We start from the raw sequence: 18,139 nt of genomic DNA on the forward strand, positions 1-18,139 counted from the left end.
TCAGTTCCGGCGGGAGGCCTTCTCCGCCTGCCGGGCAGCCTGCTTCTCGGCTTCGCCGGCGCGCACCAGGCTCTTGATGGCGAGGGGTCTCCTGCCCGACTTCTCGGCGATGATGCGGTCCTGCTCCTGAATGGCCTCCAGGGCGGGATCGTCACCATCGATACCGCCGAGGAGTTCGCTCGGCACGCGGCGATTGGAGCTGCGCGAGCCGTCTTCGTAGAACACGTCGAACAGCACGAAGGCGGCGTCGAGCGGCTTTGATTTCTTGCGAGCCATGGTTTGGATCCTGTCGGTTGGGCGATCCACCCGGCCGCGGCGCTGATGGCGGGCCGAATGATCGCGAGGCCGCGCGAGGCAGCAGAATGCGATGGGGGCGAGGTAGACCCGTCCGGTCGGCATGGCAAGCCGGAACGGCCATCTGCCGGTTATGTCAGGCTCAGCGTCTCGACGATCTCGGAATCGAGCACGAGGTCGTCATTGGCACCCATCAGCCAAAGCGCATGGGCGGTGAAGCGCAGAATCGGCCGGTCCCACCAGCGCTTGATCAGGCCTGAGAGTGCTGCAGCCTCAGCCATGTCGAGGTCATTGCTCAGGTTCCAGATCCCCACGACATAGAGATCGCTGGTCGGCCGCCCGAGCGCTCGCTGGAAGAGGTGGAGCGCGTTCTGTCCGTCCCGACGCTCCGGATAGAGCCGCAGATAGAGCCGGCCGCGATTGACATTGCCCGAAAACAAGCCGCGCACCTCCACGGCGACCGGCCCGATGCGCGACAATGCCTCGCGCGCCGCAGGATCGATCACCGGCGGCGCGCCGATCGAGAGCGAACCGCAGACCGTCGCATGCAGCTTGGCCTGCCGCCTTGCGACGATCTCCCAGGCGATCTTTCCCGCGAAAGGAGCCTCACGCAGCTCCTGCTCCAGCTCCAGGTAAGTCGGCGCCTCCTGCAAGCCCGGCGTCGGCATCACCAGCGAGTAGATCGGCGGGTGCCGGCCATTGTCGTAAAGCGTGCCGTCCTTGCACGCGATCGCCCTGGGATGGGCGGGGTCGATCAGTGGCAGATGTGCCAGGCGGTAGCCGTCATCGAGTGCCATGCCGGCACCTGCAACGAAGGCCGTGCGGCTTTCGAGATAGGCGAGTTCCTCGTCGCCGACCAGTTCGATCCCGGCCGCCTCGCTCACGCCTTCAGCATCCACTCATGTGCGGGATCGTTGTGGAATTTCCAGATCCGCTTCGGCCCGGCCATGACGTTGAGATAATAGAGTTCGTAGCCATGCGGCGCGCCGACCGGGTGATAGCCCCTCGGCACCAGTACGACGTCGCCATCCGAGAACGCCATGGTCTCGTCGAGCGAGCGGTCGTCGCTATAGACGCGCTGGAAGCCGAAGCCTTGCGGCGGATTGAGGCGATGGTAATAGGTCTCCTCCAGCAGCGATTCAGCCGGCAGATTGTCCTTGTCATGCTTGTGCGGCGGATAGCTCGACCAGCAGCCGGACGGCGTGATCACCTCGACGACGAGCAGGCCGTCGGCGCTTTCCGTCTCCGGCAGGATGTTGCGGACATGGCGAGTGTTGCTGCCCTCCCCGCGCGTCAGCGAACCGACATCGGCCGGGCCGATGATGCGGGCAGGTCGCGCCCCGGCCGCACCCGGCGCCGAGCAGATCGCAAGCTCGCATGGCCCCTGTGCGGTGAGGCTCCAGTTCGAGCCGGCCGGCACATAGAGCGACCAGGGATCGGGCTCGAAGGGCGAGGAACGCCCGCCGATCACGCCGAAACCCTGGCCTCCGGCGCTGGCCGCAACCTTGCCCGAGAGCAGCACGAGACAATGCTCCCTGTCCCCGGTCTCACGCGACAGGCTCTGCCCGGCGGCCAGCTTGTACACGGCGAAGCCGACATGCTCCCAGCCGGCCGTCTCGGGCGTGACCTCATGGATGCGCCCCTCGGCATCGGGCGCCTGCGGCTTGACCAGCAGCTTCGACATGATCGCTTCCGAGCTCAGGCGAGCCCGGCCTCCTTCAGGCTCTGCTTGAGATGGGCGACGCCCTTCTTGGCATAGGTCAACGGATGCGCCTTTTCGGGATCCTGCTCGGCCTCGACCACAACCCAGCCGGAATAGCCCGGCAGCGCCTTGAAGACGGCGGGGTAGTCCACCATTCCGTCGCCCGGCACGGTGTAGACGCCAAGTTCCCGACCCTTGCCGAGGATGGCGTCGAGGAAGCTCCAGTCCTCCTTGCGCGCCTGCTCCATCACGCCCTTGCGCACATCCTTGGCATGGACATGGCTGATACGCGACCGGTAGCGCCCGGCGAGCTTGACCGGGTCGGCCCCGCCCCAGGTGGCATGACCGGTGTCGAGCAGGAGATGCACCGCCTCGCCCGTCGCGGCCATGAAGGCGTCGATATCCGCCTCGCTCTCGACGATCGTGCCGATATGGTGGTGGTAGACCAGCCGAACGCCCTCGGCGAGGGTGCGCTCGGCGACCTCGGTGATCCTGCGGCCGAACTGCGCCCAATCGCCGGCTGCCATCACCGGCCGCTGCGACAGGGGCTTGCCGCGGTCGCCATGAATAGCGTTCGAGGTCTCGGCAAAGACCAGCACGGTCGAGCCCATCGCCTTGAGCAGGTCGAGATGGGGTCGCAGATGCTTCATCTCCTCATCAGCGTCGCGCTTCAGCAATTCGGCCGAATACCAGCCGGAGATGCAGGCCATGCCGAAGGGGTCGAGCGCGGCCTTCAACGCCAGCGGTTCGCGTGGAAACTTGTGGCCGAGCTCCATGCCGACGAAGCCGGCTTCGCGGGCCTCGGCCAGGCAGGTTTCGAGGGGCGTCGCGCCGCCGATGTCCTGGAGGTCGTCATTCGACCAGCCGATGGGGTTGGCGCCGATACGGATAGGCATGTCGTCCTCTTTGATCAGTTGTCGCGCGCGGCGAGCGCGCTGTCATAGCGCTTGCGCGCCGCCTTGACCTCGTCGCGCCCCGAAACCTCGGGCACTGCGACCTCCCACCAGTGGCCGCCGGCATCGGTCGAGATCAGCGGGTCGGTGTCGATGACGATGACGCTGGTGCGATCGTGGCCTCGCGCCTCGGCGAGCGCCGCTTCCAGCTCCGCCAGACCGGCGACCTTGCGCGAGATCGCCCCCATCGAACCGGCATGCGCGGCGAAGTCGATCTCGGGCAGCGTCTCATGGCGAGTGTCGCGGAGGAGATTGTTGAAGGAGGCGCCACCTGTCGCGTTCTGCAGGCGGTTGATGCAGCCGAAGCCGCGATTGTCGAGCACGACGATGATGAGCTTGACCCCGAGCATCACCGAGGTCGCGATCTCCGAGTTCATCATCAGATAGGAACCGTCGCCGACCATGACGAAGACCTCGCGCGCGGGGTCGGCGAGCTTGGCGCCGAGCCCGCCGGCGATCTCGTAGCCCATGCAGGAATAGCCGTATTCCATATGGTAGCCGCCGGGCGCGCCCGCTTGCCAGAGCTTGTGCAATTCGCCCGGCAGGCCACCGGCGGCGCAGAGCACGACATCGCTCGTCCGGCTCTGGCGCTGTAGCGCGCCGACAACCTGCGCATCGCTCGGCAGGGCCTGGTTGCCCATCGCCGTGTAACGCGCAGCGGTTTCAAGCCAGGCGTCGCGCGACGCCTGCACCTGCGCGCTCCAGCCTGCCGGCGCCTTCCAGCCTGCCAGTGCGGCTTCCAGCTCGGCGAGGCCAGTCTTGGCATCGGCGACCAGCGGCTGCGCGCCATGCTTGCCGGCATCGAAGACTTGCGTATTCAGTCCGATGATCCGGCACGCCGGATCGGCGAAGAGCGCGCGCGAGCCGGTGGTGAAGTCCTGCAGGCGCGTGCCGACCGCGAGCACCACATCGGCATGCTTTGCGGCATCGTTGGCCGCGCCGGTGCCGGTGACGCCGATCGCGCCGAGATTGAGCGGGTGGTCATGCGGCAGGGCGCTCTTGCCGGCTTGCGTCTCGGCGCTCGGGATACCGTGCGCCAGGCAGAAGCGGGCGAGCTCGCCTTCGGCCTCGCTGTAGAGCGTGCCGCCGCCGGCGACGATCAGTGGTCGCTTCGCGCCTTTCAGCAGCGCGACCGCCTGCGCCAGCTCCTGCTCGTCCGGGCGCGTCCGCCGCGGCTGCCAGATCCGCTCGGCGAAGAAGCTTGCTGGATAATCGAACGCCTCCGTCTGCACGTCCTGGCACAGCGCCAGCGTCACCGGCCCACACTCCGACGGGTCGGTCAGCACCTGCATCGCCCGCGCGAAGGCGGGGATGATCTGCTCCGGCCGGGTGATCCGGTCGAAATAGCGCGAGACCGGCCGGAAGCAGTCATTGGCCGAGACAGTGCCGTCGCCGAAATCCTCGATCTGCTGCAGCACCGGATCGGGCCGGCGCCCGGCGAAGACGTCGCCCGGCAGCAGCAGCAGCGGCAGGCGGTTGACATGCGCAACGGCCGCGGCCGTCACCATGTTGGTAGCGCCCGGCCCGATCGAGCTTGTCACGGCCATCATCCGGCGCCGGCGCGAGGCCTTGGCAAAGGCGATCGCGGAATGCGCCATCGCCTGCTCGTTATGCGCGCGCAATGTCGGCAGGATGTCACGCGCGCCATGCAGCGCCTCGCCGAGCCCCGCGACATTGCCATGGCCGAAGATCGCCCAGACGCCGGCGAAGAGCGGCAGCGTCCTGCCACCGACCACCGTCTTCTGCGCGGCAAGAGCCGCCACCAGCGCCTGCGCCATGGTGAGCCTGATCGTGCTCATGATCTGTCTCCTCAGCGCGCTTCCCAGGCGTCTACCAGTCGGCCGAAGCGCTCGGCCATCATTGCGGTCGCAGCCTCGTCGTCGAGCGTCCCCGCAAGCCAGCCGCGCGCCGCCTCGCCAAAGATCGAGCGGCCGATCGCAAAACCCTTCACCGTCCGGGCGGTCTGCGCCAACCGGAACGCCGCCTCCAGCTCCGGCAGCGGCGCGTCGAGCCCGAGCAGGACGACGCCGCGGCAATAGGGATCATTCTCCGCGATCGCGGCATCGACCGCGGCCCAGGCCGCTGCGCTCGGCTGCCCCTCGAGCTTCCACCAGTCCGGCTTGATCCCGATGTCGTAGAGCCGGCGCATGACTGACGCCATGGTGTCGTCGCCGACCGGGCCGTTCTTCGAGCAGATGATCTCGACCAGAAGCTCGCGCCCGACCTGCCGACAAGCGAGTGCCACCCGCTTCAGGACCGCTTCCTGCTCTGCCTTCAGCGCCGCATCGTCATCGGGATGATAGAAGGCCAGCACCTTGACGACATGGTCGACCGGCCACTCGTTCAGCACCGCTCCAAGCGAACCGTCGGCATCGGTTTCGAGTCGCAGCGGCCGCGAACCCGGCAGTTCCAGCGGCCGCGCCACCCAGAAGCCGTGATCGCCGGCCCGAAACAGCGCCTCGCGGCCATGGCGACCGTCGAGCAGCATACCGAAGCCCTCAGCACCCTTGGCGATCCGCGCCGCCGCATCGACGGCGAGCCGTTTGAACGCCGCGATGCGCTCGTGCGGCACGCCGGCCTCATCCGCCATCGCCTCGATCTGCGAGCGATGATCGATGGCGAGCGCCATCAGCGTTTCGGCTTGCGGTCGGCGCGTCGTCGCCCAATGGACATGGTTGATCGCCACATCATGACGCAGCGCCCGGTGCGGCGAGCCGTGCTTCAGGAAGAACTGCAATTCGGCGAAGGTCGGGCTCTCCGGCGAGCAGAGCAGGCGCGAGACGGCGAAGGCGCCGCAGGCATTGGCCCAGGTGCAGCAGGTCTCGATCGGCTCGTCGCGCAGATAACCGCGCAGGAAGCCGGACATGAAGGCGTCGCCCGCCCCCAGGACATTGTAGATATCGACCGGAAAGCCCGGCCCCTTGATGCCATCCTCGATTGATTCCGGGATGGCCTCGGGGAAGACGACGCAGCCCATCGGCCCGCGCTTGCAGACGATCGTCGCCTGGCTCAGCGCGCGGATATTGCGGATTGCGGCGAGCGTATCCTCCGAGCCGCCCGCGGCGTGCAGTTCCTCCTCGGTGCCGACGATCAGGTCACACTCCGGCAGGATCGCCTGCAGATGCTGGGTGACGCTGTCCGAGCGGATATAGCGCTCCTCGCCTGCGCCATGCCCGGCGAGCCCCCAGAGATTGGGCCGGTAGTCGACGTCGAACACGACCTTGCGGCCATGCTTGCGGGCGAACGCGATCGCCTTCCGCTGCGCCTTGGCGGCGTTCGGAATCGCAAAATGCGTACCGGTGACCACCACCGCCTTGGCCGAGGCGATGAAGGCCTCGTCGATCTCGCTCTCGTCGAGCGCCGCGTCGGCGCAATCGGTGCGATAGAAGATCAGCGGGAAGGTCTTCTCGTCGCGCACACCGAGGATCACGAGCGAGGTCAGGCGCTTGGGATCGACGACGACGCCTTTGGTCTCGACGCTCTCACGCTGCAATTGCTCCAGGATGAAGCGGCCCATCTGCTCGTCGCCGACGCGGGTGATCACCGCCGATTTCAGGCCGAGCCGGGCGGTGCCGATCGCGATATTGGTCGGGCAACCGCCGACCGCTTTGGAGAACGAGGCCATGTCCTCGAGCCGGCCGCCGATCTGCTGGCCGTAGAGATCGACCGAGGAGCGGCCGATCGAAATGAGGTCGAGCACGGGTTCAGGCATCGGGACGGGCTTTCTCGGCGGTGCCGACGGCGAGCGTCATGGCGAGCGCGAAGGTGGCCGACATCGAACGGAAGGCGCCGTAATCGGCCTCATCGACTTCCAGCCAGAGCGAGCAATGCTGGGCGAGCGGGCTGAGCGCGCTGTCGGTGATCGCGATCACCGGAATGTCCTTGGCATGAGCCTGAGCCGCGATTGCGACCGTCGCGGGCGTATAGGGCGCGCAGCTGACGGCGATGACGACATCGCCCTCGCGCGCGATCGCCGCCTGCTCAGGCCCGAGCGCAGCGATATTGTCGACCAGCACGGCGCGGATTCCGAGCTTGCCGAAGGCATAGGCGAGATAGGACACGACCGGGAACATCCGGCGCGCGCCGACCAGGATGATCGTCTCCGCCCCGGCGAGCAGGTCGGTCGCCCTGTCGACGTCGCGGTACTTCACGGTCGATTGCAGCCGCGCCAACGAACTGCGGCTGGCCTCGACGAAGCCGTCGAGCAGCACCTGCGCCATGTTCGGCCCGGCCGCGCCTTCGTCGCGCAAGGCCGCCAAACGCTCACGATAATCGGGGAATTGCTGGCGCAGCCGCGAGCGGAAGAGCTGCTGCAATTCGCTGAAGCCGGAATAGTCGAGCGCCTGGGCGAAGCGCACCAGTGTCGAGGCCTGCACGCCCGCTTGCTGCGCCACCTGCGCTGCGGTGCTGAGCGCCATGTCGTCGGGATTGGCGAGCGCGTAGTCGGCAACCTGCCGCAGGCGTTTCGGCAGGTTCGGCCCGCGCTCGCGCAGCAGCGCAACGAAGCCGTCGAAATCGTCCTTTGGCGTTTCCTGCTGCATTGGTGATGTCATCGGGAACAGGGGCTCTCGCGGCCTTGACTTGCGCCACCAGAGAATGGAATATTTGTTCCATTAGTCAAGCGCAATAAAAATAATGTGCCATTATGACGGTGGCGCCGCCGGGAGAACGCAGGGTGCCTGAGCCAACCGACTTCCGCCCCGATCTCGACGGGAAGGTCGCCATCGTCACCGGCGGCAGCCAGGGCCTCGGGGAAGCGATCGCCCGCGAATTCGCCGCGCGCGGTGCCGCCGGCCTCGTCCTCACCGGCCGCAATCGCGAGCGCGGCGAGGCGGTCGCCAACAGCCTGAAGGCCACCGGCTGCAATACCCTCTTCCACGCTGCCGATCTCGCCGATCTCGACGCCGTCCGCGGAATCGTCCCCGCTGCCGAGAAAGCTTTCGGCCGGCTCGACATCCTCGTCAACGCTGCCGGCGACACCGACCGCGGCACGATCTTCGACACCAGTCCTGAGCTCTATGTCCGCATCATGGCGGTCAACCTGACCGCGCCCTTCTTCCTGATCCAGGACGCAGCGACCCTGATGCGCAAGCACGGCATCCAGGGGTCCATCGTCAACATCCAGTCGATGTCGGCCCATGGCGGCCAGCCCTTCCTAGCCGCCTACAGCGTCTCGAAGGGCGCGCTCGCGACGCTGACGAAGAACGCCGCTTACGGGTTGCTATCCGACCGCATCCGCGTAAACGGCCTGAACATCGGCTGGATGGCGACGCCGGGCGAGGACGCGATCATGCGCCTGCGCCATGATGCGCAGGATGGCTGGCTGGAGAAGGCGCAGGCCGGCCGCCCCTTCGGCCGGCTGATCGATCCGCGCGAGGTCGCCAAGGCCGTCGCCTATCTGGCGTCATCCGAATCGGGGCTGATGACCGGCGCCAATATCGACTTCGACCAGACCATTCTCGGCGCGCATGATTGAGAGTCCGTTTGAAACCCACAGCCCTCATCCTTCGAGACGCGATCTTACGATCGCTCCTCAGGATGAGGGCTGAGTTGCCAATCAGGCTCTGAGCCGCCGCACACTCGAACCGCAGGACCACGGACGTGATGAGATTTGGATTGCTGGGCGCCGGCCGCATTGGGCGCATTCACGGGCTCAATGTCGCGGCGCGCTCCGATGCGCAGCTGGTTGCGCTCTCCGACGCCTCGGCCGAGGCCGCCGCCTCCCTCGCCCAGGCGTCGGGCGCGAAGGTCGCCAGCACCGAAGCGATCCTCGCCGATTCAGCTATCGACGCCGTGGTGATCTGCACCCCGACCGACACCCATGCGGACCTGATCGAGGCGGCCGTCTCAGCCGGTAAGGCGGTGTTCTGCGAGAAGCCTGTCGATCTCGACGCCAGCCGCATCCGCCGCTGCCTCGAAGTCGTCGCAAAGTCCGGCAAGCCGCTGATGATCGGCTTCAACCGTCGCTTCGACCCGAACTTCGCAGCGCTGGAAGGCCGCCTGCGGGCGGGCGAGGCCGGCGCGATCGAGCTCGTCAGCGTGATCTCGCGTGACCCCGGCCCGCCGCCGGTCGAGTACGTCAAGCGTTCGGGCGGGCTCTTCCGGGACATGATGATCCATGATTTCGACATGGCCCGCTTCCTCCTCGCCGAGGAACCGGTCGAGGTCTTCGCGCTCGGCTCGGCACTCGTCGATCCGGCGATCGGCCAGGCCGGTGACGTCGACACCGCCGCCGTGCTGATGCGCACCGCGGGCGGCCGTATCGCCCAGATCTCGAACTCGCGCCGCGCCACTTACGGCTACGACCAGCGCATCGAGGTGCACGGCTCCAAGGGCATGCTGCGTGCCGGCAACATTCACGAGACCACGGTCGAGATCGCGACCGGCGCCGGCTTCCGCGCCGATCCCGTGCAGAACTTCTTCCTCGAACGCTACGCCGCCGCCTATCGCGCCGAACTCGACGCCTTCGTCAGCGCCTGCCGCGACAAGCGCGCCCCCTCGCCGTCCGGTCTCGATGGGCTGAAGGCCCAGATCCTGGCCGATGCCGCGACGGAATCGCGCCGCACCGGCAAGCCGGTTGCCGTCTCGCTGGAATCGCTGTGATGACGCCCGCCGAACTTGAACTGCGCGACTATGCCGTGCTCGGCCTCGTCGCGGAGGCCAGCCATCTCGCGCTCGATTATTTCGGGCGCAGCGACTCTCTGAACATCACGATGAAGGGCGCCCAGGACTGGCTCACCGCCGCCGACGGCGCCGTCGAGAGCTTCCTGCGCGAGCGGCTCGAACGGCTCTTCCCCTCCGATGCCGTGATCGGCGAGGAAGGCGGCGGCGACGCCGCCGATGCAGTCTGGATCATCGACCCGATCGATGGCACCGCCAATTTCGCTCATGGCGATCTCAACTGGTGCATCTCGATCGGCCTCGTACTCCATGGGCAGCCCGAGATCGGCGTCATCGCGGCGCCAGCGCTTGGCGAGGTCTATCGCGCCCGGCGCGGCAGCGGCGCCAGCCTGAACGGCCGCCCGATCCGGGTTTCGGGCACCAGCGACATCGGCCGGGCCAGCCTCGAATTCGGCTGGTCGAAGCGCCGGCCGCTCGAGAGCTATATCGATATCGTCAAGCGCGGCTTTGAAGCCGGCGCGGCGGTCAAGCGCCCCGGCGCCGGCGCGCTCGGGCTCTGCCACGTCGCCTGTGGCCGGACCGACGCCTATGCCGAACTGCACATCAACTCCTGGGACGTCGCCGCCGGCCTGGTGATCGCGGCCGAGGCCGGCGCCGACGTCAACGACTTTTTCGCTGGCGACGCGATCAAGGCCGGCAACCCGGTGCTGTGCTGCACGCCGGAGCTGACGGCCGAGCTGGAGCGCATCACCGGGATAGTAAGCCGGCGCAATAGCCGTTGATCTTTGCCGACGACCGGTCACTATCGATCCAACAAGAACAACCATCTCGACCTGATGATCGAGACCACCGTTGGCGAACTCTTCGTCATCAGCCACGATGTCGACGATGTGCTGTTGCCGGGCGCGCCGGTCTGGCTCTCCTTCGCCAGCTCGGGCGTGATCCTGGTGCCCTGAACACCTGCCGGCCAACAGGCCTTCAGCCGCCGACCTGGAAGGAATAGCTCGCGCCGATACCGAACAAGAACTGGTTGCGCTCCCCCAGCCTGTCGACCAGTCGCGAGTTCCCGGCGTCGCCGACCAGCCGGTCATAGCGGGCGAAGACAGTGGTCGAGAGGCTCGGCGACCACGTATATTCCAGCGACGAGGCGAAGCCGACCGACTTGGCGCCAGCGCCGGGCTTATAGGCGGGGATCGTGCCGTTGAGCGCCGCCTCCGCTGGTAGGACGCCGAAATTGCGACGCATGTACGAGGCGCTGCCGAGCGATAGACGCGGGCCGATGGCGAAAGTGAAACTGCCCAGTCTCTCGACCCAGTCGGCCGAGAGATCGGCGACGACGCCATGGTGGCCGTTGAAGCCCTGGCGGACCTCGATGCGGGTGCGCAAACGATCGGGAACAACCCAGTACTCGGCGAAGACGCCGGCTTCGATCGCCCAGGGCACGTCACGCATGCCGAAGAGCCGGAAGCTCGAGCCGGAATAGCGACCGGAACGATAATTGCCGACGACGCCGACATCGAAGCGGTCGGTATCGTAGATGGCATAGTCGAAGCTGTCGTCCGGCGCGCTGAAGCCGGCGGGCTCCCCGACTCGCCGCCACGCGAGCGACGGCATGAAGGACGGGCCGAAGGCCTTCGCGCCGTCATATTTCGGACCGACCTGGAACGAGCCGCCCAGCGTGACGATCCAGCCCTTGGCCGGCGTCGGATCGGTCAGGACCCGCTTGGTATCGTCATCATCATCGTCATCGTCGTCATTCGCGCTTGCCGCGCCGTTGGCGAGGCTCAGCAGGACGGCGATCCCGGCCAAGATGCCCGCATGCCGACGCCGACCGCGAGGTAAGCGCTCGTGACGTAAGGGAGAAAGCATGGAAAGGCCTGTCCCGTGTCGCGATCCGCGATCGCACGCTCCAGCTTACTATCGGGTTTCTTGACATGCCGCTAAAGGCACCTGCCGCTATGCTTAGCGATTTCGCAGCGCCGCAGCGGACTACAGCGCCTCGCCGATCCCCGCGCCCGGCATCGGCCTTTCGACAAGCGCAGAGATGCCCGCAACAGGCTCCGCCCTGGCGCTTTCCTCCTCGGTACGAACACAAGCAACAATCGGAAGCCCTTCCACGACACGAACAGTCTTGACTGTTCGTTAGCTCAGCGTATTGTTCCCTTAATTGGAACTTAAGTTCCATTTTATGGAACTTTTTTTGGAAGCGACCCGGATGTCCATCCTGACGGCAGCCGCAGACGTGCTTCGTTGCTTTTCCAGTACGCGTCACGACCTGACCGTGACCGACCTCGTGACTCTCCTCGGCATGCCGAAGAGCAACGCCTCGCGCCTGCTCAGGGCGATGCGCGACGAGGGACTTCTGGAGACGGTCGGCGACAGCAAGCGCTATCGCCCGGCGCTGCTGCTCGCCCAGATCGGCCAGCTCTATCGCTTCGCCGCTTCGCTGATCGATCGCGCCGACGCCGTGGTCGGACGCGTCTCCGATGAGATCGGCCACACCGGCTATATCAGCGTGCGCCGCGGCACTGAGATCATCGGCGTCACCGCCCATCCCGGCCGGCATGCGCTCAGGGTCGTCACGTCGATCGGCGACCGCATCCCCGCCTTCGCCTCCAGCACCGGCCGCGCTCTGCTCGCCAGGCTCCCCGACGCCGAGGTCCGCGCGCTCTACCCTGAGGGCTTCGTCGCGCCGTCCGAGACCGCGCCCCGCGACATGGACGAGCTTTTGGCGCGGCTGGCCGAGACCCGCCGCAACGGCTTTGCCGAGTCCCATGACGAGGCGGTGCGCGGCGTGCGCGCCATCTCGGTCGGCCTCGGCGATCCCGCCACCGGCGACGAGGTCGCGCTCTGCATCTCCTTCCCGGCTGCGACGGTCGAGCCGAGTGAGCGCCTCGCCATCATCAAGTCCCTGGCCGAAGGCGCCGCCGAGATCGCGGCACTGACCCAGGACAAGCGCTTCTTTCCCTTGAACCTCTCATCTTCGGAGACCGCTCCATGAGCAATCGCTGGCGCATCGGCTTCGACATCGGCGGCACCTTCACCGACTTCATCCTCTATGACGGTGAGAAGCGCTCGGTCCTTCTGCACAAGCGCCTGACCACTCCGCACGATCCGTCCGAGGCAGCGCTGATCGGCCTTGGGGAACTCGTCGAGATGGCCGGGATCACGCTCGCCGATGTCGGCGACATCGTCCACGGCACGACACTCGTCACCAACGCCGTGATCGAGCGCAAGGGCTCCAGGCTCGGCCTGATCACCACCAGGGGCTTCCGCGACATCCTCGAAATGGGGACGGAGCAGCGCTACGACATCTACGATCTCTTCCTGACCTTCCCCGATCCGCTGGTCTCGCGCGAGCATCGCCTCGGAGTGCCCGAGCGCATGGACCGCGACGGCAAGGTCGTGACCGCGCTCGACGCCGAAGCGGTGCGCAAGGCCGCCCGCGAGCTCGCCGCCGCCGGCTGCGAGGCGATCGCGATCTGCTTCCTCAACAGCTACCGCAACCCCGCCCATGAGCAGGAAGCCGGGCGCATCGTCCGCGAGACCTGTCCGGAACTCACGGTCTCGCTGTCGAGCGAGGTCGTCGCCGAGATCTGGGAATACCAGCGCTTCGTCACCACCGCCGCCAACGCCTATGTCCAGCCGCTGATGCGGCGCTATCTGGAGCGGCTGGAGCGCGAGCTCGCCGCCCGCTCCTTCCGCGGCGCGCTGCGCCTTATGCACTCGGCCGGCGGCCTGGTCTCGCCCGAGACGGCCCGCACCTTCCCGATCCGCCTGCTCGAAAGCGGCCCGGCCGGCGGGGGCCTCGCCACGGCCCTGTTTGGCGAGCTCGCCGGCCATAAGGACGTGATCTCCTTCGACATGGGCGGCACCACCGCCAAGGCCTGCATGATCGAGGATGGCCGCGCCGAGATCGCGCCGATGCTGGAGGCCGGCCGCGTCAACCGCTTCGCCAAGGGCTCCGGCCTGCCGATCAAGGCCCCGGTGATCGACATGATCGAGATCGGCGCCGGCGGCGGCTCGATCGCGGCGATCGACGAGGTCGGCCTGCTCAAGGTCGGCCCGCATTCGGCCGGCTCCGATCCCGGCCCTGCCTGCTATGGCATGGGCGGCACCAAGCCGACCGTCACCGACGCCAATCTCGTGCTCGGCTACTACGATCCCGGCTTCTTCCTCGGCGGGCGCATGGCGCTCGATCTCGACGCCGCGCGCCAGGCCGTCTCGACCGTGGCCGAGCCGCTCGGCCTCTCCATCGAGGAAGCCGCCTGGGGCATCCACAAGGTCGTGGTCGAGAGCATGGGCGCGGCCGCCCGCGTCCATCTCGTCGAGAAGGGCAAGGACCCCCGCCACTACGCCATGGTCGGCTTCGGCGGCGCCGGCCCGGCTCATGCCGTCGACGTCGCCCGCGTGCTCGGCGTCAGGCAGGTCATCATCCCGCCGGCCTCAGGCGCAGCCTCCGCGCTCGGCTTCCTCGCCGCGCCACTCTCTTTCGATCAGGTGCGCTCGCTACCGGTCGAGTTCTCCGAAGGCTTCGATGCCGCCGCGGTCAATCGCGTACTGACCGAGCTGGAAGAGGAAGGCCGCAAGCACCTGATCGAGGCCGGCGTGAAGCCGGGCGACGTCACGGTCGAGCGCTCGGCCGATATGCGCCTCGTCGGCCAGATGCACGACATTTCCGTGCCGCTGCCGTCAGGCGCAATCGACGCGTCCAGCTTGGAAGCGATCCGCGCCGCCTTCAGCAAGACCTATTCGGCCCGCTACACCTCTGTCTACGAGGGCGCCCGGCTGGAAGCGATCAACTTCCGCGTCCGCTGCGCCGGCCCGGTGCCGACGCTCTCGCTCTCCGGCGCGGCCGGCGGCGGCGACGCCACCAACAAGATCAAGGGCAGCCGCCGCGCCTGGTTCGAGGGCGGCTGGAGCGAGGCTCAGGTCTATGACCGCTACGCCCTGCGCGCCGGCGACACGATCAAGGGCCCGGCGATCATCGAGGAGCGCGAGGCGACCACGATCGTCCCACCCGGCGACAGCGTTACGATCGACGACGTCCTGAACCTGATCGTCCATGTCGGCCAGGCCAACGCAGCCGAGACCACGATCACCGCCGACATGCCTCTTGCCGAAGCCGCGCGGCGCATCGAGGCCGATCCGATCTCGCTGGAGATCATGTGGAGCCGGATGATCAACGTCGTCGAGGAGATGTGGCTGACCGTCTGCCGCACCGCCTTCTCGCTGGTGATCTCCGAGGCGCAGGACTTCGCCTGCGAATTGCTCGACCCCGAAGGCGAGACGCTGGCGCACAGCCCACGCGCCATGCCGGTCTTCAACCTGACGCTGCCGCGCGCGGTCAAGGCGCTGCTGGAGCGCTATCCGGCGCAGACCCTGAAGCCCGGCGACGTGCTGATCACCAACGACCCCTGGCTCTGCGCCGGCCATCTTTTCGACATCGCCATCGTCACCCCGGTCTTCCTGGGGGACCGCGTAGTCGGCCTGATGGGCACCGTCGGCCATGTCTCCGACATCGGCGGCACCAAGGACTCGCTGCGCGCCCGCGAGATCTACGAGGAAGGCTTCCAGATCCCGCCGATGAAGCTCTACGAAGCCGGCAGGATCAACGAGACGCTGGTCCGCCTGCTCGCCGAGAACGTGCGCAATTCCGAGCAGGTGCTCGGCGACCTGCACTCCTTCGTCGCCGCCAACGCCATCGGCGCCGAGCGCCTGCAATCCTTCCTCACCGATTACGGCATGCAGGACCTCAGGGCTCTCGCCCATGTCGTGCAGAGCCGCTCCGAGAAGGCGATGCGCGAGGCGATCCGCGCGCTACCCGACGGCACCTATCACGGCACCGTCTCGAACAACCCGCTCGGCACGCCGATGACCTATCCGCTGGCGCTGACGGTCAAGGACGACACCATCCATCTCGACTTCGCCGGCGCGCCGCCGCAGCTTCCGCAGGGCGGGCTGAACTGCACGCTGAACTACACGATGGCGCACGCCACCTACCCGCTGAAATGCATGCTGACGCCGTCGGTGCGCGGCAATGCCGGCTGCTACCGCGCCTTCTCGATCGATGCGCCCAAGGGCTCGATCCTGAACTGCGACAAGCCGCTGGCGGTCAATTTGCGCACCCGCACCGGCTGGTATCTGGCGCCGAACATTTTCCGCGCCCTGTCGCAGGCGGCGCCCAAGCAGGTTCAGGCCTTCACCGGCCTGCCGGTGGCGGCCAGCGTCTATGGCCGCGACCAGGCGGGCGACACCTATTCCGACATGCTCTTCGTCGGCGGCGGCCAGGGCGGCTCGGCCCATGGTGACGGCAAGTCCGGCCTGCTCTACCCGACCTCGGCCGCCAACACCTCGATCGAGACCTTCGAATCTCGGGTGCCCGTGCTGGTGGTCGAGAAGACCTATCTGACCGACTCCGGCGGCGCCGGCCGTCAGCGCGGCGGCCTCGGCCAGCGCGTGCGCCTGCGCAAGCTCTCCGATGACGGCCTGCCGACTTTGGTCTCGCTCTATCCCGAAGGTGTCGACAATCCGATCCCGGGCCTGTTCGAGGGCAAGGCCGGCGGCGGCGCCTCCGGCCGGATCATCGACGAGCAGGGCCATGTGCTGAAGGACGTCGGCACGGGCGAGCTCGTCCAGGTCAGGCAGCCGCATGAGATCGTCGAGCTCGTGCTCGCCGGCGGCGCCGGCTACGGCCCGGCCTCCGAGCGCCCGCGCGAGGCGATCGCCCGCGACATCGCCCTCGGCCTCGTCTCGCCGGAAGCGGCCAGGCGCGATTACGGCATGCATGCCGCCCATGCCTCCCAGGATGTCGGCGAGGCCAAGACCGGCATCCTTGTTGCCTGACTGATCAAGCGAAAGACGCCCGCTGAGGGCCAATAAGGGGACGTAAGGCATGACGACGCAGAATGACGGAGTGCCTCAGCGGCACCCCAGCCTGTTCGAGCCGGCGACGCTGGCGCTGATCGCGATCCTCTGCGTCTTCGGCGCAATCATCGGGATGCAGCTGCTGGTGTCGCTCGGCATCACCGCGAACACCTCGCTGATCGGCGCGCTCGCCGCCATGGCTCTGGCGCGCGTCCCGCTCGCGATCTTCGCGCGCTATCGCTCGATCCACGTCCAGAACCTCGCCCAGAGCGCGATCTCCTCGGCCACCTTCGGCGCCGCGAACAGCCTCTTGCTGCCGGTCGGCATCCCCTGGCTGCTCGGCCGGCCTGACCTCGTCCTGCCGATGCTGGCGGGCGCCTTCTTCGCCATGCTGCTCGACGGCTACCTGCTCTATCGGATGTTCGATTCCCGCGTCTTCCCGGCGACCGGCGCCTGGCCGCCGGGCGTCGCCGCCGCCGAGGCGATCAAGGCCGGCGACGAGGGCGGGCGCAAGGCAGTGCTGATGGGTGTCGGCTTCGTCACGGCGATCCTCGTCGGCTTCGTCAAGGCGCCGCTCGCATGGATCGGTTTCGCCGGCTCGGCCGCGATGTCCAGTATCCCGATGTCCGCCTTCGGCGTCGCCTTCATCGGCAATATCTGGGCGCTGGCCATGTTCGGCATCGGCCTCCTGCTGCGCGGCTATTCCAGCCAGATCTTCGGTGGCCCGCTCTTCGAGACCATCATTCCGAAGGGCGACCTGATGGCCGCCTATATCCCGCACGGCTTCATGATCGGCGCCGGCCTCGTCGCGCTGCTGCAGGTGGGCATGCTGCTCTTCCGCCGCAGCGAGGCGCAAAGAGAGGCCGAGGCTGCCGCGGGCACCACCGACGCCGAAGTCAAGCGCGCGCTCGGGCTCGGCACCATCGGCTATCTCGTCATCGCCGTCTTCCTGGCCGTGGTCGGCGGGCTCATGACCGACATGTCGATCGGCATGCTGATCCTGTTCGTGCTCTACGCCGCCTTCGCCGCCTATGTGCACGAATTGATCGTCGGCCTCGCCGCGATGCATTCCGGCTGGTTCCCGGCCTTCGCGGTCGCGCTGATCACCCTGATCATCGGCATGCTCCTCGGCTTCCCGATGCCGGCCCTGGCGCTGCTTGTCGGCTTCTCCGCCGCGACCGGTCCCGCCTTCGCCGACATGGGCTATGACCTCAAGGCCGGCTATCTCCTGCGCGGCAACGGCGCCGACCCCGCCTTCGAGCGCGAAGGCCGCCGCCAGCAGCTCTTTGCCGCGATGTTCGCCTTCGTCGTCGCCGGCGCGGTCGTGCTGGTCTCCTACCAGTCCTTCTTCGACCGGAACCTCGTCGCCCCCGTCGACAAGGTCTATGCCGCGACGATCAAGGCTGGCGTCGCGCCCGGCGTCGCCTGGCAGCTCTTCCTCTGGGCGATCCCCGGCGCGATCCTGCAGTTCATCGGCGGGCCGAAGCGCCAGATCGGCGTGCTCTTCGCCACCGGCCTTCTGATAAACTTCCCGATGGCAGGCTGGGCGGTGCTGGCCGGCATCCTCTGCCGGTTGGTCTGGGAGAAGCTGCGCGGCGCCAGCGGCGAAGGCGACATGGAGGTTTTCGCCGCGGGCATCATCGCCGGCGACGCGATCTTCTCCTTCTTCGACTCCGTCTCGAAGAATTTTTTCAAGCGTTGA

15 protein-coding genes are annotated in these 18,139 nt (G+C 67.4%); 7 read left to right on the plus strand and 8 right to left on the minus strand.

Annotated elements, in window-relative coordinates:
- The 7 genes from ACFPOB_RS14045 to ACFPOB_RS14075 form a co-directional block, all read right to left on the minus strand.
- The gene (locus ACFPOB_RS14045) at positions 1-276 is read right to left on the minus strand and encodes a hypothetical protein (protein ID WP_377799085.1); all 276 of its coding nucleotides are present in this window, start codon (positions 274-276) and stop codon (positions 1-3) included.
- A gap of 149 nt (positions 277-425) precedes the next feature.
- Entirely contained in the window at positions 426-1,178 is a 753-nt protein-coding gene (locus ACFPOB_RS14050; protein ID WP_377799086.1) for a hypothetical protein, read from the minus strand.
- On the minus strand, positions 1,175-1,978 hold the full coding sequence (gene iolB, locus ACFPOB_RS14055) for a 5-deoxy-glucuronate isomerase (RefSeq protein ID WP_377799087.1): 804 nt from the start codon (positions 1,976-1,978) through the stop codon (positions 1,175-1,177). The genes ACFPOB_RS14050 and iolB overlap by 4 nt, the downstream gene beginning before the upstream one ends.
- 14 nt (positions 1,979-1,992) lie before the next feature.
- Positions 1,993-2,892: a myo-inosose-2 dehydratase gene (gene iolE, locus ACFPOB_RS14060; RefSeq protein ID WP_377799088.1), complete on the minus strand. Its 900-nt coding sequence runs from the start codon at positions 2,890-2,892 to the stop codon at positions 1,993-1,995.
- A 14-nt stretch (positions 2,893-2,906) separates the two neighbouring features.
- The gene (gene iolD, locus ACFPOB_RS14065) at positions 2,907-4,748 is read right to left on the minus strand and encodes a 3D-(3,5/4)-trihydroxycyclohexane-1,2-dione acylhydrolase (decyclizing) (RefSeq protein WP_377799089.1); all 1,842 of its coding nucleotides are present in this window, start codon (positions 4,746-4,748) and stop codon (positions 2,907-2,909) included.
- 11 nt (positions 4,749-4,759) lie between these two features.
- Positions 4,760-6,661: a bifunctional 5-dehydro-2-deoxygluconokinase/5-dehydro-2-deoxyphosphogluconate aldolase gene (locus tag ACFPOB_RS14070; protein ID WP_377799090.1), complete on the minus strand. Its 1,902-nt coding sequence runs from the start codon at positions 6,659-6,661 to the stop codon at positions 4,760-4,762.
- On the minus strand, positions 6,654-7,490 hold the full coding sequence (locus ACFPOB_RS14075; protein ID WP_377799091.1) for a MurR/RpiR family transcriptional regulator: 837 nt from the start codon (positions 7,488-7,490) through the stop codon (positions 6,654-6,656). The genes ACFPOB_RS14070 and ACFPOB_RS14075 overlap by 8 nt, the downstream gene beginning before the upstream one ends.
- A gap of 134 nt (positions 7,491-7,624) precedes the next feature.
- Here ACFPOB_RS14075 and ACFPOB_RS14080 point away from each other — a divergent pair, with 134 nt between their 5' ends.
- The 4 genes from ACFPOB_RS14080 to ACFPOB_RS14095 all read left to right on the plus strand — a co-directional run bounded on the left by ACFPOB_RS14080 (position 7,625) and on the right by ACFPOB_RS14095 (position 10,526).
- The gene (locus ACFPOB_RS14080) at positions 7,625-8,425 is read left to right on the plus strand and encodes an SDR family oxidoreductase (protein WP_377799092.1); all 801 of its coding nucleotides are present in this window, start codon (positions 7,625-7,627) and stop codon (positions 8,423-8,425) included.
- A 125-nt stretch (positions 8,426-8,550) separates the two neighbouring features.
- Positions 8,551-9,552 (plus strand): inositol 2-dehydrogenase, encoded by a 1,002-nt coding sequence (iolG, locus tag ACFPOB_RS14085; protein WP_377799093.1) that lies wholly within the window; start codon positions 8,551-8,553, stop codon positions 9,550-9,552.
- Positions 9,552-10,352, plus strand: a complete 801-nt coding sequence (locus ACFPOB_RS14090) for an inositol monophosphatase family protein (RefSeq protein WP_377799094.1) — start codon at positions 9,552-9,554, stop codon at positions 10,350-10,352. The genes iolG and ACFPOB_RS14090 overlap by 1 nt, the downstream gene beginning before the upstream one ends.
- A 3-nt stretch (positions 10,353-10,355) precedes the next feature.
- Positions 10,356-10,526, plus strand: a complete 171-nt coding sequence (locus ACFPOB_RS14095; protein ID WP_377799095.1) for a hypothetical protein — start codon at positions 10,356-10,358, stop codon at positions 10,524-10,526.
- A gap of 22 nt (positions 10,527-10,548) precedes the next feature.
- Here the strand turns inward: ACFPOB_RS14095 and ACFPOB_RS14100 are convergent, their stop codons facing one another.
- Positions 10,549-11,379 carry a MipA/OmpV family protein gene (locus tag ACFPOB_RS14100; protein WP_377799096.1) on the minus strand — a complete coding sequence of 277 codons (831 nt, stop codon included), beginning with the start codon at positions 11,377-11,379 and terminating at the stop codon, positions 10,549-10,551.
- Positions 11,380-11,785: 406 nt separating this feature from the next.
- Here ACFPOB_RS14100 and ACFPOB_RS14105 point away from each other — a divergent pair, with 406 nt between their 5' ends.
- From ACFPOB_RS14105 to ACFPOB_RS14115, 3 genes are read left to right on the plus strand one after another with little or no spacing between them, the layout of a single operon-like run.
- Positions 11,786-12,571 (plus strand): IclR family transcriptional regulator, encoded by a 786-nt coding sequence (locus ACFPOB_RS14105; RefSeq protein WP_377799097.1) that lies wholly within the window; start codon positions 11,786-11,788, stop codon positions 12,569-12,571.
- Entirely contained in the window at positions 12,568-16,416 is a 3,849-nt protein-coding gene (locus ACFPOB_RS14110) for a hydantoinase B/oxoprolinase family protein (RefSeq protein WP_377799098.1), read from the plus strand. Before ACFPOB_RS14105 ends, ACFPOB_RS14110 begins: the two co-directional genes overlap by 4 nt.
- Before the next feature lie 49 nt (positions 16,417-16,465).
- On the plus strand, positions 16,466-18,139 hold the full coding sequence (locus tag ACFPOB_RS14115) for an OPT/YSL family transporter (RefSeq protein WP_377799099.1): 1,674 nt from the start codon (positions 16,466-16,468) through the stop codon (positions 18,137-18,139).

Origin of the sequence: Allobosea eneae, from assembly GCF_042657265.1 — a bacterium.
Lineage (GTDB): Bacteria > Pseudomonadota > Alphaproteobacteria > Rhizobiales > Beijerinckiaceae > Allobosea > Allobosea eneae.